At 67.7% G+C, this 26,016-nt stretch carries 20 protein-coding genes and 1 tRNA gene; 3 read left to right on the top strand and 18 right to left on the bottom strand.

Features of this window, described 5'->3' with window-relative positions:
- Positions 1-146: 146 nt before the first annotated feature.
- From tuf to ACFWA7_RS18755, 17 genes are all read right to left on the bottom strand, one after another.
- Entirely contained in the window at positions 147-1,340 is a 1,194-nt protein-coding gene (gene tuf / locus ACFWA7_RS18835; RefSeq protein ID WP_371654191.1) for an elongation factor Tu, read from the bottom strand.
- 163 nt (positions 1,341-1,503) lie between these two features.
- The gene (fusA, locus tag ACFWA7_RS18830; protein WP_385540279.1) at positions 1,504-3,630 is read right to left on the bottom strand and encodes an elongation factor G; all 2,127 of its coding nucleotides are present in this window, start codon (positions 3,628-3,630) and stop codon (positions 1,504-1,506) included.
- 38 nt (positions 3,631-3,668) lie between these two features.
- A complete protein-coding gene (rpsG, locus tag ACFWA7_RS18825) occupies positions 3,669-4,139 on the bottom strand; it encodes a 30S ribosomal protein S7 (protein ID WP_266659751.1) in 471 nt (156 codons plus the stop codon).
- A 2-nt stretch (positions 4,140-4,141) separates the two neighbouring features.
- Positions 4,142-4,513: a 30S ribosomal protein S12 gene (rpsL, locus tag ACFWA7_RS18820; protein WP_007265893.1), complete on the bottom strand. Its 372-nt coding sequence runs from the start codon at positions 4,511-4,513 to the stop codon at positions 4,142-4,144.
- Positions 4,514-5,714: 1,201 nt separating this feature from the next.
- Positions 5,715-6,152, bottom strand: a complete 438-nt coding sequence (locus ACFWA7_RS18815; RefSeq protein WP_385540277.1) for a helix-turn-helix domain-containing protein — start codon at positions 6,150-6,152, stop codon at positions 5,715-5,717.
- Positions 6,153-6,339: 187 nt separating this feature from the next.
- Complete coding sequence (locus ACFWA7_RS18810; RefSeq protein ID WP_385823971.1) at positions 6,340-6,624, bottom strand: hypothetical protein; 285 nt, start codon at positions 6,622-6,624, stop codon at positions 6,340-6,342.
- Positions 6,625-6,748: 124 nt separating this feature from the next.
- Positions 6,749-10,648 carry a DNA-directed RNA polymerase subunit beta' gene (locus ACFWA7_RS18805; RefSeq protein WP_385540273.1) on the bottom strand — a complete coding sequence of 1,300 codons (3,900 nt, stop codon included), beginning with the start codon at positions 10,646-10,648 and terminating at the stop codon, positions 6,749-6,751.
- Positions 10,649-10,743: 95 nt separating this feature from the next.
- Positions 10,744-14,229, bottom strand: coding sequence for a DNA-directed RNA polymerase subunit beta (rpoB, locus tag ACFWA7_RS18800; RefSeq protein ID WP_371654185.1), 3,486 nt, complete (start codon positions 14,227-14,229; stop codon positions 10,744-10,746).
- A 605-nt stretch (positions 14,230-14,834) separates the two neighbouring features.
- The gene (gene rplL, locus ACFWA7_RS18795) at positions 14,835-15,218 is read right to left on the bottom strand and encodes a 50S ribosomal protein L7/L12 (protein WP_283142066.1); all 384 of its coding nucleotides are present in this window, start codon (positions 15,216-15,218) and stop codon (positions 14,835-14,837) included.
- Positions 15,219-15,328: 110 nt separating this feature from the next.
- Positions 15,329-15,859, bottom strand: coding sequence for a 50S ribosomal protein L10 (rplJ, locus tag ACFWA7_RS18790; protein ID WP_358833573.1), 531 nt, complete (start codon positions 15,857-15,859; stop codon positions 15,329-15,331).
- Between the two features lie 278 nt (positions 15,860-16,137).
- On the bottom strand, positions 16,138-17,106 hold the full coding sequence (locus tag ACFWA7_RS18785) for a hypothetical protein (RefSeq protein ID WP_385823968.1): 969 nt from the start codon (positions 17,104-17,106) through the stop codon (positions 16,138-16,140).
- Positions 17,107-17,257: 151 nt separating this feature from the next.
- The gene (locus tag ACFWA7_RS18780; protein WP_385540267.1) at positions 17,258-18,169 is read right to left on the bottom strand and encodes a hypothetical protein; all 912 of its coding nucleotides are present in this window, start codon (positions 18,167-18,169) and stop codon (positions 17,258-17,260) included.
- A gap of 169 nt (positions 18,170-18,338) precedes the next feature.
- Entirely contained in the window at positions 18,339-19,061 is a 723-nt protein-coding gene (gene rplA / locus ACFWA7_RS18775; protein WP_385540265.1) for a 50S ribosomal protein L1, read from the bottom strand.
- 112 nt (positions 19,062-19,173) lie between these two features.
- On the bottom strand, positions 19,174-19,608 hold the full coding sequence (rplK, locus tag ACFWA7_RS18770; protein WP_053731185.1) for a 50S ribosomal protein L11: 435 nt from the start codon (positions 19,606-19,608) through the stop codon (positions 19,174-19,176).
- Between the two features lie 169 nt (positions 19,609-19,777).
- Entirely contained in the window at positions 19,778-20,728 is a 951-nt protein-coding gene (nusG, locus tag ACFWA7_RS18765) for a transcription termination/antitermination protein NusG (protein WP_385823966.1), read from the bottom strand.
- Between the two features lie 76 nt (positions 20,729-20,804).
- Positions 20,805-21,101, bottom strand: coding sequence for a preprotein translocase subunit SecE (gene secE / locus ACFWA7_RS18760; protein ID WP_385540262.1), 297 nt, complete (start codon positions 21,099-21,101; stop codon positions 20,805-20,807).
- 106 nt (positions 21,102-21,207) lie between these two features.
- A tRNA-Trp gene (locus tag ACFWA7_RS18755) sits at positions 21,208-21,280 on the bottom strand.
- A gap of 225 nt (positions 21,281-21,505) precedes the next feature.
- Here ACFWA7_RS18755 and ACFWA7_RS18750 point away from each other — a divergent pair.
- The 3 genes from ACFWA7_RS18750 (at position 21,506) to ACFWA7_RS18740 (ending at position 24,569) form a co-directional block, all read left to right on the top strand.
- Positions 21,506-22,732, top strand: a complete 1,227-nt coding sequence (locus tag ACFWA7_RS18750; protein WP_385540260.1) for a pyridoxal phosphate-dependent aminotransferase — start codon at positions 21,506-21,508, stop codon at positions 22,730-22,732.
- A gap of 122 nt (positions 22,733-22,854) precedes the next feature.
- Positions 22,855-23,874 (top strand): adenosine deaminase, encoded by a 1,020-nt coding sequence (locus ACFWA7_RS18745; RefSeq protein WP_385540258.1) that lies wholly within the window; start codon positions 22,855-22,857, stop codon positions 23,872-23,874.
- Between the two features lie 56 nt (positions 23,875-23,930).
- Positions 23,931-24,569, top strand: coding sequence for an NAD(P)-dependent oxidoreductase (locus ACFWA7_RS18740; RefSeq protein ID WP_385823964.1), 639 nt, complete (start codon positions 23,931-23,933; stop codon positions 24,567-24,569).
- 17 nt (positions 24,570-24,586) lie between these two features.
- Here the strand turns inward: ACFWA7_RS18740 and ACFWA7_RS18735 are convergent, their stop codons facing one another.
- Entirely contained in the window at positions 24,587-25,642 is a 1,056-nt protein-coding gene (locus tag ACFWA7_RS18735) for a UDP-N-acetylmuramate dehydrogenase (protein WP_385540254.1), read from the bottom strand.
- Positions 25,643-26,016: the final 374 nt, after the last annotated feature.

Below are 26,016 nucleotides of genomic sequence, written 5' to 3'. Positions count from 1 at the left end.
GGGGGGTCGTGGGGGGGGGGCGGCGGGTTGAGACCCTTAAACAACGCCGGGGGTTGTCCCGCGACCCGAACGCGGGCCCCGCCCTTTGGGGGGGGGGCCCCTCTCTTGGTGCTCAGTTGCGAGCTACCAGGTCAGACAACAAGTAATTACTTGTTGATCTTGACGACCTGGCCGGCGCCCACGGTCCGGCCACCCTCACGGATGGCGAACTTGAGGCCCTCCTCCATGGCGACGGGCTGAATCAGGTTCACCGTCATGGAGGTGTTGTCACCCGGCATGACCATCTCGGTGCCCTCGGGGAGGGTAACGACACCGGTCACGTCAGTCGTACGGAAGTAGAACTGCGGGCGGTAGTTGTTGAAGAACGGCGTGTGACGGCCACCCTCGTCCTTGGACAGGATGTACGCCTGGGCCTCGAACTCGGTGTGCGGCGTGACCGAACCGGGCTTGATGATGACCTGGCCGCGCTCGACGTCCTCGCGCTTGATGCCACGGAGGAGCAGACCGACGTTCTCACCGGCCTGGCCCTCGTCGAGCAGCTTGCGGAACATCTCGATGCCGGTGACCGTGGTGGTGGTCTTCTCGGTCTTGATGCCGATGATGTCGACGGTCTCGTTGACCTTGAGGACACCACGCTCGATACGACCGGTGACGACGGTGCCACGACCGGTGATCGTGAAGACGTCCTCGATCGGCATCAGGAACGGCTTGTCGACGTCACGCTCGGGCTGCGGGATGGACTCGTCGACGGCCTTCATCAGGTCGAGGACGGTCTGGCCCCACTTGGCGTCGCCCTCAAGGGCCTTGAGCGCCGAGACCTGGACGACCGGAAGGTCGTCGCCCGGGAACTCGTACTCGGAGAGGAGCTCACGGACCTCAAGCTCGACGAGCTCCAGGATCTCCTCGTCGTCCACCATGTCGGCCTTGTTCAGGGCGACGACGATGTACGGAACGCCGACCTGGCGGGCCAGGAGCACGTGCTCCTTGGTCTGCGGCATCGGGCCGTCGGTGGCCGCGACCACGAGGATGGCGCCGTCCATCTGCGCCGCACCCGTGATCATGTTCTTGATGTAGTCAGCGTGACCCGGGCAGTCGACGTGCGCGTAGTGACGCGACTCCGTCTGGTACTCGACGTGCGCGATCGAGATCGTGATACCGCGCTGGCGCTCCTCGGGAGCCTTGTCGATCTGGTCGAAGGCCGAGGCCTCGTTCAGGTCCGGGTACGCGTCGTGCAGCACCTTGGTAATGGCGGCCGTGAGGGTCGTCTTACCGTGGTCGATGTGACCGATGGTGCCGATGTTGACGTGCGGCTTAGTCCGCTCGAACTTTGCCTTCGCCACTGGGGTCCTCCTGCGGAGTGGTTCTGGTACGCCTTACTCATCGGCGCCAGGTGATCTTTGCTGGGATGCCGGGGCCGGGGGCATTCACCGCAATACTCTCGCATTGCGCCGAATGCCCCACTGGGCTCCGGTGACAAGCCTAAAGCGATTGAACTCGGAAGAGTTACTCGCCCTTGGCCTTCGCGATGATCTCCTCGGCGACGTTCCGCGGAACCTCGGCGTAGGAGTCGAACTGCATCGAGTAGCTTGCGCGACCCGAGGTCTTGCTGCGGAGGTCTCCGACATAGCCGAACATCTCCGAGAGGGGCACGAGGCCCTTCACGACGCGAGCGCCGCTGCGCTCCTCCATGGCCTGGATCTGGCCACGGCGGGAGTTGATGTCACCGATGACTTCACCCATGTAGTCCTCGGGCGTGGTGACCTCGACGGACATCATCGGCTCAAGGAGCACCGGGGAAGCCTTGCGCGCGGCCTCCTTGAAGGCCTGCGAACCGGCGATCTTGAACGCGAGCTCGGAGGAGTCGACCTCGTGGTAGCCACCGTCGAGAAGGATGACGCGGACGCCAGTCATCTCGTAGCCGGCCAGGATGCCGAACTGCATGGCCTCCTGCGCACCCGCGTCCACCGACGGGATGTACTCCCGGGGGATGCGGCCACCGGTGACCTTGTTCACGAACTCGTACGACGCCTCGCCGCCCTCGATGGGCTCGATCGCGATCTGCACCTTGGCGAACTGACCGGTACCACCGGTCTGCTTCTTGTGGGTGTAGTCGTGACGCTCGACGGCCTTGCGGATCGTCTCGCGGTACGCGACCTGCGGCTTGCCGACGTTCGCCTCGACCTTGAACTCGCGACGCATACGGTCGACGAGGACGTCGAGGTGAAGCTCGCCCATACCACCGATGATGGTCTGGCCGGTCTCCTCGTCCGAGTGCACCTGGAAGGAGGGGTCCTCCTCCGCGAGACGCTGGATGGCGACACCCAGCTTCTCCTGGTCACCCTTGGACTTGGGCTCGATGGCGACCTGAATGACCGGCGCCGGGAAGTCCATGGACTCCAGGATGACCGGGTTCTTCTCGTCGCACAGCGTCTCACCGGTGGTGGTCTGCTTCAGGCCCATGACGGCGACGATGTCGCCGGCGCCCACCGCTTCGATCTCCTCACGCTTGTTCGCGTGCATGCGGTAGATCTTGCCGATGCGCTCCTTCTTGCCCTTGACGGAGTTCAGCACCGAGGTGCCGGCCTCCAGGCGACCGGAGTAGATCCGGATGAAGGTGAGCTTGCCGAGGTGCGGGTCGCTCGCGATCTTGAACGCGAGAGCCGACAGCGGCTCGTCGTCCGACGGCTTGCGCTTGACGACAACCTCGGCGTCCTTGACGTCGTGGCCCTCGATGGCCTCGACGTCCAGGGGCGAAGGCAGGTAGCGCACGACCGCGTCGAGCAGGGGCTGAACGCCCTTGTTCTTGAACGCGGTGCCGCAGAAGACGGGGGTCACCGTGGTGTCCCCGCCCTTGCCGGACGCGATGGTGATACGACGGACCGCGGCGTACAGCTGCTCCTCGGTGGGCTCGACGCCCTCCAGGAACAGCTCCATGATCTGGTCGTCGTTCTCCGCGACGGTCTCGACCAGCTTGCCGCGCCACTCCTCAGCGGCTTCGACGTGCGTGGCCGGGATGTCGACGACGTCGTACATCTCGCCCTTGGTGGCCTCGGCGGACCAGACAAGAGCCTTCATACGAACGAGGTCGACAACGCCCTCGAAGTTCGCCTCGGCACCGATCGGCAGCTGCATCACGATCGGGGTCGCGCCGAGGCGGTCCACGATCATGTCGACGCAGCGGTGGAACTCGGCGCCGGTGCGGTCGAGCTTGTTGACGAAGCAGATGCGCGGCACGCCGTAACGGTCGGCCTGACGCCAGACCGTCTCGGACTGCGGCTCCACACCCGCGACACCGTCGAACACGGTGACGGCACCGTCGAGGACGCGGAGCGAACGCTCCACCTCGACCGTGAAGTCCACGTGACCCGGGGTGTCGATGATGTTGATGGTGTGGTCGACGTCCTCAAGCGGCCAGTGACAGGTCGTCGCGGCGGACGTGATGGTGATGCCGCGCTCCTGCTCCTGCTCCATCCAGTCCATCGTGGCTGCGCCGTCGTGGACTTCACCGATCTTGTACGAAACGCCGGTGTAGAACAGGATCCGCTCAGTGGTGGTCGTCTTGCCCGCGTCGATGTGGGCCATGATCCCAATATTGCGGACCTTGGCCAGGTCAAGCGAAGTGGTGGCCATAAGGCTCAGTCTTCTCTCGGTCTCGATGTGGGTTGCGACTACCAGCGGTAGTGCGCGAAGGCCTTGTTGGACTCGGCCATCTTGTGCGTGTCCTCGCGCTTCTTGACGGCAGCGCCAAGACCGTTGGAGGCGTCGAGCAGCTCGTTCATGAGGCGCTCGGTCATGGTCTTCTCGCGGCGGGCGCGGGAGTAACCCACGATCCAGCGGAGCGAGAGGGTGGCGGCGCGGCCGGGCTTGACCTCGATCGGCACCTGGTAGGTCGCGCCACCGACACGGCGGGACTTGACCTCAAGGGACGGCTTGACGTTCTCCAGCGCGCGCTTCAGCGTGATGACCGGGTCAGCATTGGTCTTCTCGCGGAGGCCTTCCATGGCGCCGTAGACGATGCGCTCGGCGGTGGAGCGCTTGCCGTCCAGCAGGATCTTGTTGATCAGCGAGGTGACAAGAGGAGACTGGTAGACCGGGTCGATGATGACCGGGCGCTTCGGGGCGGGGCCCTTACGAGGCATTCTTACTTCTCCTTCTTGGCGCCGTAGCGGCTGCGGGCCTGCTTGCGGTTCTTGACAGCCTGCGTGTCAAGCGCACCGCGGATGATCTTGTAACGAACACCCGGCAGGTCCTTCACACGGCCACCACGCACGAGCACGATCGAGTGCTCCTGCAGGTTGTGTCCCTCACCCGGAATGTAGGCCGTGACCTCGATGCCGGAGGTCAGACGCACACGCGCGACCTTCCGCAGCGCCGAGTTCGGCTTCTTCGGGGTGGTCGTGAACACACGCGTGCAGACGCCGCGACGCTGGGGCGAGGCCTCAAGCGCGGGCGTCTTCGTCTTCTCGACCTTGTCCTGCCGGCCCTTCCGGACCAGCTGCTGGATCGTAGGCACTACTTCTCCGGTTTCTGTGTGCCGTTGGTGAAACTAACCTGGAACGTCGCCGACCCACGCGGTCGGGTGTGTCGAATACTGCGGGTCTCACCGTGGGCACGGAGAGGGCGCAGATTGCGGTGGCCGTATCTGGCTCGTCCTGCGGACGTAGGCACGCAGGGGAGCCCAGGCACACCCCAGGCACAAGGTCTGAGCGTACCTACCTCATCGACTTGGGTCAAAACAAATACCCACACGCGGGACACCCTGCGGACCCGGTGAGACGCGTCTCACGCGGGCCCGCCCTCCGGAGACTCCGCGGCCCCCCGTCCCCGCTCCCGCCGCGGCGCGGCCAGCCGGGGGATCGTCGGCGCCCTGGAACGCGGGCTCTTGGGCACGAGCCCCGGTGTGCCGGGCGGGGCGTCGGGATCGGGCGCGGCCCCGGGCGCGGCGTCCTCGGCACGGGGCCGCGGGGAGGCGGACGGCCCGGGGGCTTCCGGGGTGTCGGGTATCTCTCCCGGCTCCGGCGGCGTACGGGACTCCCTGCGCAGCGGGATGACCTCACCCTGCCCGGCCCGGCTGCCCACTCTCCGTAAGCTCCGCGCCCTGGCGGCCGAGGCGGTCTCGTCCAGGGCGAGCTGGTACTGGGCGGCCGCGTCGCGCCAGCCCGCCGCGTACGCCCGCAGCTCACGCCGCTCCAGCTCGTCCCGGAGCAGGACGACCAGCTCCTCGGCGGAGTGGCGTTCGAGATGGGCCCCCAAGGAGGCCAGCAGCCCGGACAGGCCGTCCGGGGGCGGCGGCAGGTCCCCGGAGGCCCCAGCACCTGTCGAGGCGCCTTCCGGGCGGTCGTACGGGGAGGCGGGGCGCGGGTCGCGGCGGTCGCCGGGTGGACGGGACCCGGGATCGCGGCCCGCACGACCGGCTCGGTCGCCGCTGGGCCGGGAGAACCCGTCGCTCTCAGCCATGCACGGCTCTCTCTCGCGTCCCCTGGCCGCCGGTCCCGCCCATGGGACGTGGGACAGGCCGTGACAGCTTACTGGGCGGGGCCCCGAGCCACCCTTGTCGGTACGCGACGCGCTTGCCGGCGCCCTTGGGGGCGCGGGGCTGTGACACGGTGCGGCTCCGCCGCGACGGGGGCCCTGTTCGAGCGAAGCCGAGAACTTGGGGGAAGCGATCAGCCGCGCACGGTCCGCGGGCGGTCACCGCACCCCCAGAGCCGCGCCTAGCGGGACTCCACCGACCCCCTGGAAGCCGCGTCCGGCAGGAACTGCCCCGCGACCTTGATGAACATCGCCCGCTGCTCCGGCGGCACGCCGAGCCCGACAGCCGCCTCTTCCAGGGTCAGCCGCCACGGCGCCCCGCCACCACCCGCACCGGCACCGCGCAGCGACGGCAGCGGAAGATCGTCCTCGGTGAGCCGCCCGGAGCGGATCAGCATCTCCCGTACCGGCACCTGGAGCACATGCGCCAGCCGCCGGGTGGTCTCCAGGTCGGGCATGCTCTGGCGCTGGAGCAGACGGGTGACGGCGGCCCTGTGCACCCCGGCCTCGTCGGCGAGGCGCGACCTGCCGCCGCCGCGCGGGCTGTCGATGTCGAAGCCGCGCCGACGGATCAGGTCTTCGATCCAGGTCGCGAACCGGTCCAGCTCGCTGGTGGTCATGGTGATCGCCTCCTCCGCGGCAAGGGTCAGACTATCGCGCTTGCGCGCAAGGAATTAATGGCTCACCCGGCCAGCGCTGTAAGGATTTTGTGCCAGGATTACGGGCCTTGTCGCTCTCCTCCATATTTGCGTGCCCGCTCGCACGCCATCAGCGTGCGCCCCCGCAACGCCCCGGGGCGCGTGCCGCTCACCCCGGAGTGACCTCGCCCTCTCCCCCGCGCACCGGCATCCGGACCACCCGCGCCCCGCCCTCCGCGCCGCCCCCGGACACGAACGCCATGGCCTCCCGCCACCCGCTGGAGAACCCCCGCGCCTCCCCGTCGACGGCGATCCGCGCCCCCACCTTGGCCACGACCGCCCCGAGCGTCCGGCCGACATCGGCGGTGTACGTACCGGACTCCCCCGCCTCGGCCGCCACCTCCACCGCGGCCACCACCACATCCACCAGCCGCTCCTGAGCACCCGCCGCCATCGGCCGCACCGCCTCTCCCGCTGCTCGTATTTCGCATATGCGTTCGACAAGGGCCACCCACGATACGCCGAAGGGCGCCCACCCCGTGTGAAACGGAGTGGGCGCCCTTCAGTGGACGTACGCCTTACTGGTTGTACGGACCGTAGTCGTAGTCCTCCAGCGGAACGGCCTGGCCGGAGCCGGTGCCGAACGGCGAGTAGTCGATGTCGTCGTAGCCGACGGCCGAGTACATCGCGGCCTTGGCCTCCTCGGTCGGCTCCACCCGGATGTTGCGGTAGCGGGACAGACCCGTACCGGCCGGGATGAGCTTACCGATGATGACGTTCTCCTTGAGGCCGATGAGGCTGTCGGACTTGGCGTTGATCGCCGCATCCGTCAGGACTCGGGTCGTCTCCTGGAAGGAGGCGGCCGACAGCCAGGATTCCGTCGCCAGCGAGGCCTTGGTGATACCCATCAGCTGCGGACGGCCGGAGGCCGGGTGGCCGCCTTCCGTCACGACCCGACGGTTCTCGGTCTCGAACTTGCCGCGCTCGACCAGCTCGCCCGGCAGCAGCTCCGCGTCGCCGGACTCGATGATCGTCACGCGGCGCAGCATCTGCCGGATGATGATCTCGATGTGCTTGTCGTGGATCGACACGCCCTGCGAGTTGTAGACCTTCTGGACTTCGCCGACCAGGTGGACCTGGACCGCGCGCTGACCGAGGATCCGGAGCACGTCGTGCGGGTTGGTGGCACCCACGGTGAGCTTCTGGCCCACCCCGACGTGGTCGCCCTCGCCCACCAGCAGACGGGCGCGCTTCGAGATCGGGAACGCCGTCTCGTCGCTGCCGTCGTCGGGGGTGATGACGATCTTCTTGGTCTTCTCGGTCTCCTCGATACGGACGCGACCGTCCGCCTCGGAGATCGGGGCGACACCCTTCGGCGTACGAGCCTCGAAGAGCTCGACGACACGGGGCAGACCCTGGGTGATGTCGTCACCGGCCACACCACCGGTGTGGAAGGTACGCATCGTCAGCTGGGTACCGGGCTCACCGATGGACTGGGCGGCGATGATGCCGACCGCCTCACCGATGTCGACCAGCTTGCCGGTGGCCAGCGAGCGGCCGTAGCAGAAGGCACAGGTGCCGACGGCCGACTCACAGGTCAGGACCGAGCGGGTCTTGACCTCCTCGACGCCCGCGTTGACCAGCGCGTCGATGAGCACGTCACCGAGGTCCACGTTGGCCGGCGCGATGACCTTGCCGTCGACGACGACGTCCTCGGCGAGCATGCGGGCGTAGACCGAGGTCTCGACGTCCTCCGTCTTGCGGAGCACACCGTCCTCGCCCTTGACCGCGATCTTCAGCTTCAGGCCGCGGTCGGTGCCGCAGTCCTCCTCGCGGATGATCACGTCCTGCGAGACGTCCACCAGACGACGGGTCAGGTAACCCGAGTCGGCGGTACGCAGGGCGGTGTCCGCCAGACCCTTACGGGCACCGTGCGTGGAGATGAAGTACTCCAGAACGGTGAGGCCCTCGCGGAAGGACGCCTTGATCGGACGCGGGATGGTCTCGTTCTTCGCGTTCGACACCAGACCACGCATACCCGCGATCTGACGCATCTGCATCATGTTTCCTCGGGCACCCGAGTCAACCATCATGAAGATGGGGTTCGTCTTCGGGAAGTTCGCGTTCATCGCCTCGGCGACCTCGTTGGTCGCCTTGGTCCAGATCGCGATGAGCTCCTGCGTGCGCTCGTCCTTGGTGATCAGACCGCGCTCGTACTGCTTCTGGACCTTCTCGTCCTGGGCCTCGTAGCCCTGGACGATGGCCTTCTTGGCCTCCGGGACGACGATGTCCGAAACGGCGACGGTGACGCCGGAACGGGTCGCCCAGAAGAAGCCGGCCGCCTTCAGGTTGTCGAGCGTCGCCGCCACGATGACCTTGGGGTAGCGCTCGGCCAGGTCGTTGACGATCTCGGAGAGCTGCTTCTTGCCCACCGAGTAGTCGACGAACGGGTAGTCCTCGGGCAGCAGCTCGTTGAAGAGCGCGCGGCCCAGGGAGGTGCGCAGACGGAACGAGTCGCCCTGCTGCCAGGTCGTCTCGCCGTCCTGGTCCACCGGCGGGGTCCAGCCACGCGGCGGGACGGTGCCGATCGGGAAGCGGATGTCGACCTTCGCCTGGAGCGAGAGCTCCCGGGCGTCGAACGCCATGATCGCTTCAGCCGTGGAGTTGAACGCGCGGCCTTCACCCTTGACCTCGCGCTCCTCCTCGTCCGTGGTGAGGAAGAAGAGGCCGAGCACCATGTCCTGGGTCGGCATGGTGACGGGACGACCGTCGGCCGGCTTCAGGATGTTGTTCGAGGACAGCATCAGGATGCGGGCCTCGGCCTGCGCCTCCGCGGAGAGCGGCAGGTGCACGGCCATCTGGTCACCGTCGAAGTCCGCGTTGAACGCGGTGCAGACGAGCGGGTGGATCTGGATGGCCTTGCCCTCGACCAGCTGGGGCTCGAAGGCCTGGATGCCGAGGCGGTGCAGCGTGGGCGCACGGTTCAGCAGAACCGGGTGCTCGGCGATGACCTCTTCGAGGACGTCGTACACGACCGTGCGGCCGCGCTCGACCATCCGCTTGGCGCTCTTGATGTTCTGCGCGTGGTTCAGGTCCACCAGGCGCTTCATCACGAACGGCTTGAAGAGCTCCAGCGCCATGGCCTTGGGCAGACCGCACTGGTGCAGCTTCAGCTGCGGACCGACGACGATGACGGAACGCGCGGAGTAGTCCACACGCTTGCCGAGCAGGTTCTGACGGAATCGACCCTGCTTGCCCTTCAGCATGTCGCTGAGGGACTTCAGCGGACGGTTGCCGGGGCCCGTGACCGGGCGACCACGACGGCCGTTGTCGAAGAGGGCGTCGACCGCCTCCTGGAGCATCCGCTTCTCGTTGTTCACGATGATCTCGGGGGCACCGAGGTCGAGCAGACGCTTCAGACGGTTGTTGCGGTTGATCACACGGCGGTACAGGTCGTTCAGGTCGGAGGTCGCGAAGCGGCCACCGTCCAGCTGCACCATCGGGCGAAGGTCCGGCGGGATGACCGGGACGCAGTCCAGCACCATGCCCTTGGGGCTGTTGCTGGTCTGCAGGAACGCGGAGACGACCTTGAGGCGCTTGAGCGCACGGGTCTTCTTCTGGCCCTTGCCGGTACGGATGATCTCGCGGAGGCGCTCGGCCTCCTCGTCGAGGTCGAAGGTCTCCAGGCGCCTCTGCAGGGCAGCGGCACCCATCGAGCCGTCGAAGTACGTGCCGAAGCGGTCACGCAGCTCGCGGTAGAGCAGCTCGTCGCCCTCAAGGTCCTGGACCTTGAGGTTCTTGAAGCGCGACCAGACCTCGTCCAGACGGTCGATCTCGCGCTGCGCACGGTCGCGCAGCTGCTTCATCTCGCGCTCGGCACCCTCGCGCACCTTGCGGCGCACATCGGCCTTGGCACCCTCGGCCTCAAGCTCGGCGAGGTCCGTCTCAAGCTTCTTGGCGCGGGCTTCGAGGTCGGCGTCGCGGCGGTTCTCGATCTGCTGGCGCTCGACGGAGACGTGGGCCTCCAGCGACGGCAGGTCGCGCGTACGGCGCTCCTCGTCCACGAACGTGATCATGTACGCGGCGAAGTAGATGACCTTCTCAAGGTCCTTCGGCGCGAGGTCGAGCAGGTAGCCAAGGCGCGAGGGGACGCCCTTGAAGTACCAGATGTGGGTGACGGGAGCGGCAAGCTCGATGTGGCCCATCCGCTCACGGCGCACCTTGGCGCGCGTGACCTCGACGCCACAGCGCTCACAGATGATGCCCTTGAAGCGAACGCGCTTGTACTTACCGCAGTAGCACTCCCAGTCCCGGGTCGGACCGAAGATCTTCTCGCAGAAGAGTCCGTCCTTTTCGGGCTTGAGGGTGCGGTAGTTGATGGTCTCCGGCTTCTTGACCTCACCGTGGGACCACTGACGGATGTCGTCAGCGGTAGCAAGGCCGATCCGCAGCTCGTCGAAGAAGTTGACGTCGAGCACTTGTCGTCAATCCCTCTTTCGGGGTCGATTCTTCAAGATGGTCTGAGGGGGGTCCCGGGGACGGCGGGGGCTCTAGCGAGCCCCCGCCAGACCCGTCAGACCTCTTCGACGCTGCTCGGCTCGCGCCGGGACAGGTCGATACCGAGCTCCTCCGCAGCGCGGAAGACGTCCTCGTCCGTGTCGCGCATCTCGATGGACATGCCGTCCGAGGACAGCACCTCCACGTTGAGGCAGAGCGACTGCATTTCCTTGATGAGCACCTTGAAGGACTCGGGAATGCCGGGCTCAGGGATGTTCTCGCCCTTGACGATGGCCTCGTAGACCTTCACGCGGCCGGTGACGTCGTCGGACTTGATGGTCAGCAGCTCCTGGAGGGCGTAGGCGGCGCCGTATGCCTCCAGCGCCCACACCTCCATCTCACCGAAGCGCTGGCCACCGAACTGGGCCTTACCACCCAGCGGCTGCTGGGTGATCATCGAGTACGGACCGGTCGAGCGGGCGTGGAGCTTGTCGTCGACCAGGTGGTGCAGCTTCAGGATGTACATGTACCCGATCGAGATCGGGTCCGGGAACGGCTCGCCGGAGCGGCCGTCGAACAGGTTGGCCTTGCCGGACGGCTGGACCAGGCGGTCCCCGTCGCGGTTCGGGATCGTGGCCTCGAAGAGACCGGCGATCTCGTCCTCGCGGGCGCCGTCGAAGACCGGCGTCGCGACGTTGGTGCCGGGGGCGACCTGGTCGGCGCCGATCGCCTGCAGGCGCTGGGCCCAGTCGTCGGCCAGACCGGAGACGTCCCAGCCGCGGCTGGCGAGCCAGCCGAGGTGGATCTCCAGGACCTGTCCCGGGTTCATTCGGGACGGGACACCCAGCGGGTTGAGGATGATGTCGACCGGGGTGCCGTCCTCCAGGAACGGCATGTCCTCGATCGGCAGGATCTTGGAGATGACACCCTTGTTGCCGTGACGGCCGGCGAGCTTGTCACCGTCCGTGATCTTGCGCTTCTGCGCCACGTAGACACGAACCAGCTGGTTCACGCCCGGCGGCAGCTCGTCGCCCTCTTCACGGTCGAAGACGCGGACACCGATGATCTTGCCCGTCTCGCCGTGCGGCACCTTCAGCGAGGTGTCACGGACCTCACGGGCCTTCTCACCGAAGATCGCGCGGAGCAGGCGCTCCTCCGGCGTCAGCTCGGTCTCGCCCTTGGGCGTGACCTTGCCGACGAGGATGTCGCCGGCGACGACCTCGGCACCGATACGGATGATGCCGCGCTCGTCGAGGTCGGCGAGGACCTCCTCGGAGACGTTCGGGATGTCCCGGGTGATCTCCTCCGGGCCGAGCTTGGTGTCACGGGCGTCGACCTCGTGCTCCTCGATGTGGATCGAGGAGAGGACGTCGTCCTGCACGAGGCGCTGCGACAGGATGATCGCGTCCTCGTAGTTGTGACCCTCCCACGGCATGAACGCCACGAGCAGGTTCTTGCCCAGCGCCATCTCGCCGTTCTCGGTCGCCGGACCGTCGGCGAGGACCTGGCCCGCGATGATCCGCGCGCCCTCGTCCACGACAACCTTCTGGTTGACCGAGGTGCCCTGGTTCGAGCGGGAGAACTTGTGCAGGCGGTACGTGGTGTACGTGCCGTCGTCGTTGGCGATGGTGATGTAGTCCGCGGAGACCTCCTGGACCACACCGTCCTTCTCGGCCTTGAGCACGTCGCCCGCGTCGGTGGCGCAGCGGTACTCCATGCCGGTGCCGACGAGCGGCGCCTCGGACTTGATGAGCGGCACGGCCTGGCGCATCATGTTCGCGCCCATGAGGGCACGGTTGGCGTCGTCGTGCTCCAGGAAGGGGATCATCGCGGTCGCGACCGACACCATCTGGCGCGGCGAGACGTCGATGTAGTCCACCTCGGCCGGCGGCACGTAGTCGACCTCGCCGCCACGACGGCGGACCAGGACGCGGGCCTCGGTGAGCTGGAGCTCGTCGTTGAGCGCGGCGTTGGCCTGCGCGATGACGAAGCGGTCTTCCTCGTCGGCCGTGATGTAGTCGACCTCGTCGGTGACCTGGCCGTCGACGACCTTGCGGTACGGCGTCTCGATGAAGCCGAACGCGTTGACGCGGCCGTACGAGGCGAGCGAACCGATCAGACCGATGTTCGGGCCTTCAGGGGTCTCGATCGGGCACATGCGGCCGTAGTGGGACGGGTGCACGTCACGGACCTCGAAGCCGGCCCGCTCACGGGAGAGACCACCCGGGCCAAGCGCCGACAGACGGCGCTTGTGGGTGAGACCCGACAGCGGGTTGTTCTGGTCCATGAACTGCGACAGCTGGCTGGTGCCGAAGAACTCCTTGATGGAGGCGACGACCGGCCGGATGTTGATCAGGGTCTGCGGCGTGATCGCCTCGACGTCCTGGGTCGTCATCCGCTCGCGGACGACTCGCTCCATACGCGCCAGACCCGTACGGACCTGGTTCTGGATGAGCTCGCCGACGTTGCGCAGACGACGGTTGCCGAAGTGGTCGATGTCGTCGGTCTCGACGACGATGTTCCGACCCGACTCACCGGTGGTCTCGGTCTCGCCCGCGTGCAGCTTGACCAGGTACTTGATGGTCGCGATGACGTCGTCCGTGGTGAGGACGCCGGCGTCCAGCGGCTCATCCGCGCCGAGCTTCTTGTTCACCTTGTAGCGGCCGACCTTCGCGAGGTCGTAGCGCTTCGGGTTGAAGTAGAGGTTCTCAAGCAGCGTCTGAGCGGCCTCGCGCGTCGGCGGCTCGCCCGGGCGCAGCTTGCGGTAGATGTCGAGCAGCGCGTCGTCCTGGCCCTGGGTGTGGTCCTTCTCCAGGGTGGCGCGCATCGACTCGTACTCGCCGAACTCCTCAAGGATCTGCTCGGTGGTCCAGCCGAGAGCCTTCAGGAGGACGGTGACGGACTGCTTGCGCTTGCGGTCGATGCGGACACCGACCATGTCGCGCTTGTCGATCTCCATCTCAAGCCAGGCACCCCGGGACGGGATGATCTTGGCCGTGTAGATGTCCTTGTCGGACGTCTTGTCGATGTTGGAGTCGAAGTAGACACCCGGCGAGCGGACAAGCTGCGACACGACGACACGCTCGGTGCCGTTGATGACGAAGGTGCCCTTGTTGGTCATGAGCGGGAAGTCGCCCATGAAGACCGTCTGGGACTTGATCTCGCCGGTCTCGTTGTTGGTGAACTCGGCGGTGACGAAGAGCGGGGCCGCGAACGTGAAGTCGCGCTCCTTGCACTCGTCGATCGAGTTCTTGGGCGGCTCGAAGCGGTGGTCGCGGAAGGTCAGCGACATCGACCCGCTGAAGTCCTCGATCGGGGAGATCTCCTCGAAGATCTCCTCCAGACCGGACTTGGTGGGGACGTCCTGTCCGTTCTCCAGGGCCGACTCGACACGAGCCTTCCAAGCGGCGTTGCCGAGCAGCCAGTCAAAGCTCTCGGTTTGCAGCGCAAGGAGGTTCGGAACCTCGAGGGGCTCCTTGATCTTTGCAAAGGAGATGCGCAGCGGGGCGGTGCTGGCGCCGTTGTTCGTATTGGCGGTCGAGGCGTTGCGCGAGGCGGCCAAGAGGGGGTCCTTCCGAGGGCTCGGACTCACTACGCGCGTACCGGTCCCACGAGGGCACAGAGAGAGACATTTCCTGATGGAGGCTGGAAGGCCAGGTCAGGGCAGTTCAATCAACGATGCTCAAGCGAGGGCATGCCCCTGGTGACGGGCAGGGGGCAGCTAACAGGCAGCGCAAAGGGTCAGTGTAGCCACTCGGCCCACTGATGTCCAGGGCGGGTTTTTCGCGACCCTCATTGTTCTTCTCAGTACCTCGGCAAGCCACGCGCCGTGACGACGCACATCGTTACTGCCCTCTTCGCCGTCGATCCATGCCTCGGATCCGGATCCTTGTGACGACGCGTCCTGAGAATTGCGCGCTGCGTGCGGTTCGTCAAGACCCCTCAACTCCACAGAGATCGCTCCGTTACGGCTGCTACGGCTACGAGGCGCACACGGGGCGTACGGCGATGATCACCATACTCCCTGTCGCCCTCCGTGCAAGGCTGCCGTCACGCGTCGCCCGGGTACGCCGAAGGGCGACCACCCGGATGGGTGATCGCCCTTCGGTGTGTACGCGTTACACGCCCGTGGACGTCACGCACAGAAGAGTCAGAAGACTCACAAGGTCACTTGACCTCGACGGCCGCACCGGCAGCCTTGAGGGACTCGGCAGCCTTCTCGGCGGCCTCCTTGTTGACCTTCTCAAGGACCGGCTTCGGGGTGCCGTCGACGAGGTCCTTGGCCTCCTTCAGACCCAGCGAGGTCAGCTCACGCACGACCTTGATGACCTGGATCTTCTTGTCGCCCGCACCGGTGAGGATGACGTCGAACTCGTCCTTCTCCTCCTCGGCCTCGGCGGCGGGGCCACCGGCGGCGGGGCCGGCAACGGCGACGGCCGCGGCGGCGGTGACGTCGAACTTCTCCTCGAAGGCCTTCACGAACTCGGAGAGCTCGATGAGGGTCATCTCCTCGAACTGGGCGAGGAGGTCGTCCTGAGAGAGCTTCGCCATGATGGGCGATCCTTCCACTAATTCGGCAGGTGCCGGTTGTATATAGAGGCGGGCGTAACGGCCCGCTACGACCTACGCACTAGGCGGCGTAGATCACTGCGCGAGCCGAATTACTCGGCACCGCCCTGCTCGGCGAGCTTGACGCGAAGCGCTTCCGCAGTGCGGACGAACTTCGACGGCAGCGCCTGGAAGAGCGAGGCAGCCTGGGACTGCTTGCCCTTGAACGCGCCGGCCAGCTTGCTGAGCAGAACCTCGCGGGACTCAAGGTCCGCAAGCTTCTTGATCTCATCGGCGGACAGCGCCTTACCGTCAAGGACACCGCCCTTGATGATCAGGTTCGGGTTCTCCTTGGCGAAGTCACGCAGACCCTTGGCCGACTCCACCGGGTCACCGGTGATGAAGGCGGCACCCGTCGGACCAGTGAACTGGTCGTCGAGCGAGGTGATCCCGGCGTTGTTCGCCGCGATCTTGGTCAGCGTGTTCTTCACCACGGCGTACTGGGCGTTCTCACCGAGCGAACGGCGCAGCGTCTTGAGCTGCGCCACGGTGAGACCCCGGTACTCGGTCAGCACGACGGCGTTCGAGCTGCGGAACTTGTCCTCAAGCTCGGCTACGTCGGCAGCCTTGTCGGGCCTTGCCATGGGCGTCGGCCTCCTTCCGGGTGATGAGGACCGCTCAGAAGGGGCCGCAACATGAAAAACGCCCCGGCGCAAGTGCACGGGGCGTAGCTCGACCGGAACGAGTCCGGGAACTTTCCACAGTCACCTGCGCGGGTCGTCCGCATGCGGCGGATCCTTCGGCCACCGCCCCCTCTTGCGAAGGAACGGCAACGACCAGCGGTCTTTGGCTTCTGTGGAAGAGTACGTGACGGGTGGCGGATCGAGCAAATCCGGTCGTACGGGGCGGCCGGCCCGGGCCGTCAGGCGCCGCCGAGGCCGCCCGTTCCGGCGTCCTTGCCCAGGTCGCCCAGGCCCTTCAGCATCTCGAACAGGTCGGTGGTCTCGCCCGCGGGCGGGGCCGTGACCTGGGCCTTGGTGCCGTAGTCCGAGTAGTGCGTGGACGTGACGACCTTGCCCTGGGGGCTGCTCATGTTGACGTCCATCCGGACCGGGTAGCCATCCGTGTTGACCCAGACCTCGGTGTCGTACCCCTGGACCCCGGTCTTCTTCATGTTGGCCAGGAGCTGCTCGCGCTCCTTGGGGGTCAGGGTGTCCAGCATCTTGTTGCTCTTCATCATCTCGTCGATGGTGAGCGTGCCCTTGTAGTGCTCGGACGAGACCCCGTCGACCTGCTCGGCGCCCAGGTGCTTCAGGTTCGGCGAGTCGAGCAGCAGGGCGAGCTGCTGGGCCGGGTCCTGGTTCATGTTCTCCATGCCGGCGGTCATCTGCTTGACCAGCTGGTCCTTGCCCGACTGCTTGGCGAGCGCCGTCAGGTCGAACTTGATCCAGCGCTTGCCGCCGAACTCCTTGGCGGACTCGCCCATGGCGCCCATGTCCATGTACATGACGTTGTTCACCCAGAGCATGCGGGTCTTCTCGGGCGCGCCCGCCATGCCCTTGGCCGCCGAGGAGGTCACGGTGAGGTCCATGGCCGTCGGGTTCCAGGCCATGACACCGCTGGTCTCGGTCTTCTCCGCGCCCGCCCCTGCGGCAGTGGGCGCCGACATGGTCATCCGGACCTTCGCGGACTTGGCCGCGGCGGTCTTCTTGTACGCCGCCGCGAGCACCTGCGACGCGGCGGTACGGGACTGCGGCGCGGCGGCGGCCTTCTTGGCGCCCGCGGCGCCGTCGGCCTTCTTGTCGTCGCCACCGCAGCCCGCGGCCCCGGCCACCACCAGGGCGGCCGTCGCCGTCGCCAGCGCCGCCCGCGTCCATCCGGACCTGCTCATGTGCCCCACCCCTTGTTCCCCCGTGCCGTGATCCCGTAGATCGGGTCGATCATCTGCACCGTAACCCAAGGGTGTGACGGGCGAGACTGAATATGACCGCTGTTGCGTTGGTTGCGACCGCTGCTGTGCGGTTACGACTGCTGTTGTGTGGTTACGACTGCTGGGTGGGCGACTTGGGCTTGATCAGGCTCGTGAAGTCCACGGTGTCGGAGGCCGCCGGGGCCTCGGCGGAGACCTTGACGCCATAGTCCGCGTAGAAGGCGGTGGTGTTCATCTCGCCGTTCTTCGTCGCGGCGCGCTCGGTCTTCTTCACCAGGAGGTCGTCCTTGTCCACCCAGATGTCGACCGTGTCGGTGGAGATGCCGCTCTTGGTCATCTGGGACTTGAAGGCTTCCAGCGTCTTCGCGTCCAGGCCCGAGCTGCTGTCCACCAGCTTGGCCATGTCGACCGTGCCCGAGTAGTGCGTGGTCTGGACGCCGCGGACGTCCTCGGTGCCGACCTTCTTGACGTCGCCCGAGGCGAGCAGCACCTTCACGCCCTGCTGGGGCGTCGAGTTCTGCATCTGGTCCTTCATGACGGCGCCGCTGGGGCCCATCAGCTTGGCCATGTCGTCATAGCCGTAACGGATCCAGTGCTTGCCGCCGAGGGACTTGGCGAACGCGGGGCCCATGTTCGCGAAGTAGGCGTCACGCAGATAGCGGGCGTCGATGCTGTCGCTGCCCATCTGCTTCATGGTCTGCGCCATGGTGCCCTGGGTGTACTTCATCCGCATGGCGCCGGTCGTCCCGTTGCCCCACGCCAGGGTGCCGGTGCCCTCAAGGCCCATCACGGTGCCCATCGACATCGTCGTCTCGACCTTGGCGGAGCCCACCCCGTCGGTCTTCTTCTGCACCGCCTGGAGAGCCGCGACCGGGCTGAAGTCCGACCCGGCCTTGTGCTGCTCCTTGGCGGGCGCGCTCTTCTTGTCCCCGCTGTCGGAGCCACCGCAGGCGGCGAGCCCCGAGAGCGCCGCGCCCACCGCCACCAGCGAAATACACGTACGCCGTACGGACCTGGTGTTCATGCGTCCCCCCTCGAATGCCTTTTCCCTTGCCCGTCGACGGTAGCGCAGGGGTACGACAACACCGCGCCCGCCCGGGGCTGTTGGGACGCGGTTGCGACAAAAGCCGGGCCCCGCACCTCCGAAGAGGCGCGGGGCCCGGCTCTGGACTGGCCGATGCGAGCCGTCAGGCTCAGACCGCGGCCGGGTCCTCCTCGACGAGGAGGTTGCGGGTGCGGTTGGAGTCGAGCGCGATACCGGGACCCATCGTGGTGGTGAGGGTCGCCTTCTTGATGTACCGGCCCTTGGCGGCGGACGGCTTCAGACGGAGGATCTCCTCCAGAGCGGCGCCGTAGTTCTCCACCAGCTTGGCGTCGTCGAAGGACACCTTGCCGATGATGAAGTGCAGGTTCGAGTGCTTGTCGACGCGGAACTCGATCTTGCCGCCCTTGATCTCCTCGACGGCCTTGGCGACGTCGGGGGTGACCGTACCGGTCTTCGGGTTCGGCATCAGACCACGCGGACCGAGCACGCGGCCGAGGCGGCCGACCTTGCCCATGAGGTCCGGGGTGGAGACGACGGCGTCGAAGTCCAGGCGGCCCTTGGCGACCTCGTCGATGAGCTCGTCGGAGCCGACGATGTCGGCGCCGGCGGCACGCGCGGCCTCGGCACGGTCACCGGTCGCGAAGACCAGGACCCGGGCGGTCTTACCGGTGCCGTGCGGGAGGTTCACGGTGCCACGGACCATCTGGTCGGCCTTGCGCGGGTCGACACCCAGGCGGAAGGCGACCTCGACGGTGCCGTCGAACTTGGTCGCGGAGGTCTCCTTGGCGAGACGGACGGCCTCAAGCGGGGCGTAGAGCTTGTCCGCGTTGATCTTGGCGTCCGCAGCGCGGAGAGTCTTGCTGCGCTTCACTTCTGCTCCTGTGTTGGTTCAGGCATGGAGTCGTGGTGCGGACCAGCGCTTGGTCCTACCACTGGGGCTGTTTCACCCTGCGGCTACCGCCGCGTGGCGGGGAAGGCTGGGATCAGCCCTCGACCGTGATGCCCATGGAACGGGCGGTGCCAGCGATGATCTTGGACGCGGCGTCCAGGTCGTTGGCGTTCAGGTCGGCGAGCTTCGTCGTGGCGATCTCGCGGACCTGGGCCTCGGTGATCTTCGCGACCTTGGTCTTGTGCGGCTCGCCGGAGCCCTTCTCCACACCCGCGGCCTTGAGGATCATCTTCGCGGCCGGCGGAGTCTTGGTGATGAAGGTGAAGGAGCGGTCCTCGTAGACCGTGATCTCCACCGGGATCACCCAGCCACGCTGCGACTCGGTCGCCGCGTTGTAGGCCTTGCAGAACTCCATGATGTTGACGCCGTGCTGGCCGAGCGCGGGGCCGACCGGCGGGGCCGGGTTCGCCGCACCGGCGTTGATCTGGAGCTTGATAAGCCCCGTGACCTTCTTCTTCTTGGGAGGCATTGCTCTCTCCGGGTCCTAGTGAGAGTGAACCGCCTGGCATCCGGTCATCCGGATGGAGGCATACCGCACAACGATAACGGGTATCTGTCTGCGGCTAAAAACCGAGCAGGTCAGACGGGCTTTGAAGCGCCCGTCTGACCTGTTCGGAAGACGTGTGGTCCGGAAGAAACTAGTTCTTCTGGATCTGGTCGAAGCTGAGCTCGACCGGAGTCTCGCGGCCGAAGATCTCGACGAGGCCCTTGACCTTCTTCGAGTCGGCGTTGATCTCGTTGATCGTGGCCTGGAGCGTGGCGAACGGACCGTCGGTGACGGTGACCGAGTCGCCGACCTCGAAGTCGAGCACCTGGACCTCGACCTTGCGGGCCGGAGCCGGCTTGCCCTCGGCCGCGGCGGCCTCGCGGGCGGCCTTCTCCTCGGCCTCCGGGGCGAGCATCTTGACGATCTCGTCCAGGGTCAGCGGGTACGGGTCGTAGGCGTTGCCCACGAAGCCGGTGACGCCCGGGGTGTTGCGGACGACGCCCCAGGACTCGTTCGTCAGATCCATGCGGACGAGAACGTAACCGGGCAGCTTGTTCTGCCGGACGTTCTTGCGCTCGCCGTTCTTGATCTGGACGATCTCTTCCTCGGGCACCTCGGCCTGGTAGATGAACTCCTCGACGTTCAGCGAGACGGCACGCTGTTCGAGGTTCGCCTTCACGCGCTTCTCGTAGCCCGCGTAGGTGTGGATGACGTACCACTCGCCGGGCAGGCCGCGCAGCTCCTGGCGGAGCGCCTCGACGGCGTCGACGGGCGCGGCGGGCTCCGCGGGAGCCTCCTCGGCGTCCTCGTCCTCGTCGGCCTCAGCTTCGGTGGCGTCCTCGTCCTCGACGGCCTCAGCTTCGGTGGCGTCCTCGTCCTCGACGTCAGCGACGGCCTCGGCGGCCTCGTCCTCGGACTCGGCGGCCTCCAGCTCGTCCTCGTCCTCGACGTGGAGGGCGGCCTGCTCGGCCGCCTCGCCCGCATCGGCGTCGGCAGCCTCGGCCTGGTCCGGGTCCACGGCGTCCGCCGCCTCGACGATGTCGAGCTGGTCCTCCACGGACTCCGCCGACTCGATGGCGTCGTTCAGGTTCGGGTCAGACACGTGGCTGCTTCTTCCTGGCTACAGATGGGTGGAACAATGCGAAAAAGGCGCCGGGTGGGCGCCCTTACGCAGCGGATCAGCCGAAGACGTACTTGACGACGTGCTGGAATCCGGTGTCGATCGTGGTCACGATCCCGATCATGATGACGACGAACACGATCACCACGGTGGTGTACGTCGACAACTGGTTCCGGGTCGGCCAGACCACCTTGCGGAGCTCGGCGACGACCTGGCGGTAGAAGAGCGCGAGACGGCCCAGAGGGCCCTTCTTGCCGCGCTTGCCGCCCTTGCGGGCCTTCTTCTTGGACTCCTGGTCCGCAGACGCCTCGTCCTGGGCATCAGGCATGTCGATGGAGCCCACGGCGTCCGTCACGCTTCTCACCTGATTCCGGGTCGTGGCCGTGCCGCGCCCGGTGGAGCCGCACGGCGGTGCATAGAAGTACGTACATGCGCACACATCCTGGCGAAGGTGTGTGTAGCAGGGCCGGAGGGACTTGAACCCCCAACCGCTGGTTTTGGAGACCAGTGCTCTACCAATTGAGCTACGACCCTTTGTGGTTCCCCAACCTACCGCATCCGGCCGAGTGCACCGAGTGCCCGCGGTCGATCGGTTGGTGGAGGCCAACGACAGGTGAGTGTACGTGGTCCGGGGCCCGGCGTCGAACAGATAGCTCCTGACAGCTCCGCGCGGATGCGCCGAAAGCACTGTGCAACTGCCCCGTCCGGTCCATGAAACCGGTGTGCCCGGGGCGCGGCAGGTCTGGGACGATGGGCCGTATGAGCGCTGCAACTTCTCCGACCGAGCGCCGGGTGTCCGCGCGCATCGGCGCGATCTCCGAGTCCGCGACCCTCGCCGTCGACGCCAAGGCCAAGGCCCTCAAGGCCGCCGGGCGGCCGGTGATCGGCTTCGGCGCCGGTGAGCCCGACTTCCCGACCCCGGACTACATCGTCGAGGCGGCCGCCGCGGCCTGCCACGACCCGAAGTACCACCGCTACACGCCGGCGGGCGGCCTGCCCGAGCTCAAGAAGGCCATCGCCGAGAAGACCCTGCGCGACTCCGGCTACGAGGTCGACCCGTCCCAGATCCTGGTGACCAACGGCGGCAAGCAGGCGATCTACGAGGCGTTCGCGGCGATCCTGGACCCGGGCGACGAGGTCATCGTCCCGGCGCCGTACTGGACCACCTACCCGGAGTCGATCCGCCTCGCGGGCGGCGTCCCGGTCGAGGTCGTCGCCGACGAGACCACCGGCTACCGGGTCTCGGTCGAGCAGCTGGAGGCCGCTCGTACGGAGAAGACCAAGGTCGTCCTCTTCGTCTCCCCGTCCAACCCGACCGGCTCGGTGTACACCGAGGCCGAGACCGAGGCGATCGGCCGCTGGGCCGTCGAGCACGGCCTGTGGGTGCTGACCGACGAGATCTACGAGCACCTGGTCTACGGGGACGCCGTCTCCGTGTCGCTGCCGGCGCTCCTGCCCGAGCTGCGCGACAAGTGCATCGTGGTCAACGGCGTCGCCAAGACGTACGCGATGACCGGCTGGCGGGTCGGGTGGATCGTCGGCCCCAAGGACGTCATCAAGGCCGCGACCAACCTGCAGTCGCACGCCACGTCCAACGTGGCCAACGTCTCCCAGGTGGCGGCGCTCGCCGCGGTCTCCGGCGACCTCGACGCGGTCGCCGAGATGCGCAAGGCCTTCGACCGCCGCCGCCAGACCATGGTGAAGATGCTCAGCGAGATCGACGGCGTGATCTGCCCGACCCCCGAGGGCGCCTTCTACGCGTACCCCTCGGTGAAGGGCCTGCTCGGCAAGGAGATCCGCGGCAAGCGCCCGCAGACCTCCGTCGAGCTCGCCGCGCTGATCCTGGACGAGGCCGAGGTCGCGGTCGTTCCGGGCGAGGCCTTCGGCACCCCGGGCTATCTCCGTCTGTCCTACGCGCTGGGCGACGAGGACCTGGTCGAGGGCGTCTCGCGGATCCAGAAGCTGCTGGCGGAAGCGCGCGACTGAGGCGCGCCGTCCGGAACGGGCCACCGACTCACATGAGCCGGTGGCCCGTTCCTGCGTTCGGGCAAGGTCCCGATCGGGGAAAGGGGCTGTCGGACGGGCCCGGGGTGCGGCAAGATCAGCCGATGGAGCACGTTCGCGACGTACGAGACCTGCCGAAGGCCCATCTGCACCTGCACTTCACGGGGTCGATGCGCCCCACGACCCTGCTGGAGCTCGCCGACAAGTACGGGGTTCACCTCCCCGAAGCGCTGACCAGCGGCGAGCCGCCGAAGCTGCGGGCCACCGACGAGCGCGGCTGGTTCCGCTTCCAGCGCCTGTACGACATCGCGCGCTCGTGTCTGCGCACCCCCGAGGACATCCAGCGGCTGGTGCGCGAGGCCGCGGAGGAGGACGTGCGGGACGGCTCTGGCTGGCTGGAGATCCAGGTCGACCCGACGTCGTACGCGCCGACGCTGGGCGGGCTCATCCCCGCCCTGGAGATCATCCTGGACGCGGTCGAGTCGGCCGCGCGCGAGACGGGGCTCGGCATGCGGGTGCTGGTCGCGGCGAACCGGATGAAGCACCCCCTGGACGCCCGCACACTGGCCCGGCTGGCCGTGCGGTACGCGGACAGGGGCGTGGTCGGCTTCGGCCTCTCCAACGACGAACGCCGGGGCATGGCACGGGACTTCGACCGCGCCTTCGCGATCGCCCGGGAGGGCGGCCTGCTGGCCGCGCCGCACGGCGGCGAGCTGAACGGCCCCGCCTCCATCCGGGACTGCCTGGACGACCTGCACGCCACCCGCGTCGGCCACGGGGTGCGCGCCGCCGAGGACCCGCGGCTGCTGAAGCGCCTGGCCGAGCGCGGGATCACCTGCGAGGTCTGCCCCGCCTCCAACGTCGCCCTGGGCGTCTACGAGAAGCCCGAGGACGTCCCCCTGCGCACGCTGTACGAGGCGGGCGTGCCGCTGGCGCTCGGCGCCGACGACCCGCTCCTGTTCGGCTCCCGGCTGGCCGCCCAGTACGAGATCGCCCGCCGCCACCACGCCTTCACCGACGCCGAGCTGGCCGAGCTGGCCCGGCAGTCGGTACGGGGGTCGTCGGCGCCGCAAGAGGTGAAGACGAAGCTCCTCGCGGGGGTGGATTCCTGGCTGGCCGCGTAACACCTCAGGCACCCTTGGCGGAGTAATTACGTATCCACCAGGGGAGGGTGACGCAAATGAAGCTCACGGTTTTCGGTGCGACGGGCAGGATCGGCGGGGAGGTGGTCAGGCAGGCGCTGACCGCCGGACACCAGGTGACGGCGGTGGTGCGGGACCCGGGACGGTTCGCGGTGACGGGCCCGGGCCTGGAGGTGGTCCGGGGGGATCTCGCTTCCCCCGACTCCCTGCGCCCGGCGGTGGCGGGCGCGGACGCGGTGCTCTCGGGGCTCGGCGCGAACAAGCGGGCGGACGCGGCAGCGGGCATCACGGCGCGCCTGACCCGCTCGATCGTGAAGGCGATGGACGCGGAGGGCACCCGCCGCCTGCTGGTGATCAGCGCGGGCCCGGTGGGCCCGGAGGCGCCGGACGACCCGTTCCTCGACCGCCTCACGCTGGCGATCGTCACGCGCGTCCTCAAGGACGTCTACGAGGACCTGCGCCGCACGGAGGCCACGCTGGCCGCCTCGGCCCTGGACTGGACGGCGGTACGCCCGGTCCGCCTGGTCGACAAACCGAGGACGGGCACCTACCGCACGGCCATAGGGGCGACCCCGCGCAGCGCCCGCACGATCGGGCGGGCGGACGTGGCGGACGCGATGCTGGGAATGATCGACAACCCGGAGACGGTGAAACAGGGAGTCTGCGTGTCGTACTGACGGTCCTTGCGGACCGGTCAGATCTCGGCGTTGACGGTCACCGGCTCATTGACGAGCGTCACCCCGAAGGCCTGCTCCACACCCGCGACGACCTCGCGGGCGAGGGCGAGCAGGTCCTCGGTGGTGGCGCCGCCGCGGTTGGTGAGGGCGAGGGTGTGCTTGGTGGAGATCCGGGCGGGCCCGGACCCGTACCCCTTGGTGAACCCGGCCTTGTCGATGAGCCAGGCGGCGGAGGTCTTGGTGAGCCCACCACCGAGTTCCCAGGCGGGCGGAGCGACATCGCTGCCGAGCCGCTGCTCGACCTTCGCGAGGAAGGCCCGGTACTGGCTCTCCCCCAGGATGGGATTGGTGAAGAAGGACCCGGCGGACCAGGTGTCGTGATCATCCGGGTCGAGGACCATGCCCTTGCCGGCCCGGAGCTTGAGGACGGTCTCGCGGGCGGTGGCGGCCGGGACGCGGTCGCCGGGCTCGACGCCGAGGGCGCGGGCGGTCTCGGCGTACTTGATGGGCGCGGAGAGCCCGCCGGCGTCCTCCAGCTCGAACCGGACGCGCAGGACGACGTACCGCTCGGGGAGAGCCTTGAACCGGCTGTGCCGATAGGAGAAGTCGCACTCACCCGCACTCAGGATGGCGGTACGCCGCTCGACCCGGTCGTACGCGACGACCTCGCGGATGGTGGAGGAGACCTCCTGGCCGTACGCGCCGACGTTCTGGATCGGGGTGGCCCCGGCGGACCCGGGAATCCCGGCCAGGCACTCGATACCGGCGAGCCCGGCCTCCACGGTCCGGGCCACGGTGTCGCTCCAGACCTCCCCGGCGGCCACTTCGAGCCGGGTGCCGTCGAGGGAGAAACCCCGGGTGGCGATCCGCAGGGCGGTCCCGGCGAACCCCTTGTCCCCGATGACGAGATTGCTGCCGCCACCGATGACGAGCAGAGGCGCCCCCGCCCCATCGGCCTCCCGCACGGCCTCGATGACCTCGTCATCGCTGAGGGCCGTCAACAGCCGCTCGGCCGGCCCACCGAGCCGAAAGGTGGTGAGGGGGGCGAGGGGGGCGTCGTGAAGTACGTGCACGGGGTCCAGCGTACGGGGACGCGGGTGCGGGGCTTGTCCGCGGCCCGGTGGGGACTGGTCGCGCACTCCCCGCGGAGCCCTCCCGGGGGTGCGGGATTTGTCCGCCGCCCGGTGGGGACTGGTCACGCAGTTCCCCGCGGAGCCCTCCGGGGGGTGCGGGATTTGTCCGCGGCCCGGTGGGAGCTGGTCGCGCAGTTCCCCGCGCCCCTTAGGTACCTCCAGCGAGCGAGGGGCGGGACCGGGCCCAATTCAGCCCTTCCGGCGTGCGAGGAGCGGGGTCCGGGCCCAATTCAGCCCCTCCGGCGTTTGAGGAGCGGGGTCCGGGGCGGAGCCCCGAAGCGGGGTGCAGGGGCCGCAGGCCCGGCGGACGTACC

It is taken from the genome of Streptomyces sp. NPDC059994 (genome assembly GCF_042737755.1).
In the GTDB taxonomy this organism is placed as follows: domain Bacteria; phylum Actinomycetota; class Actinomycetes; order Streptomycetales; family Streptomycetaceae; genus Streptomyces.
The sequence above is the reverse complement of the archived record's forward strand: the minus strand, read 5'-3'. Positions and strand labels throughout refer to the sequence as shown.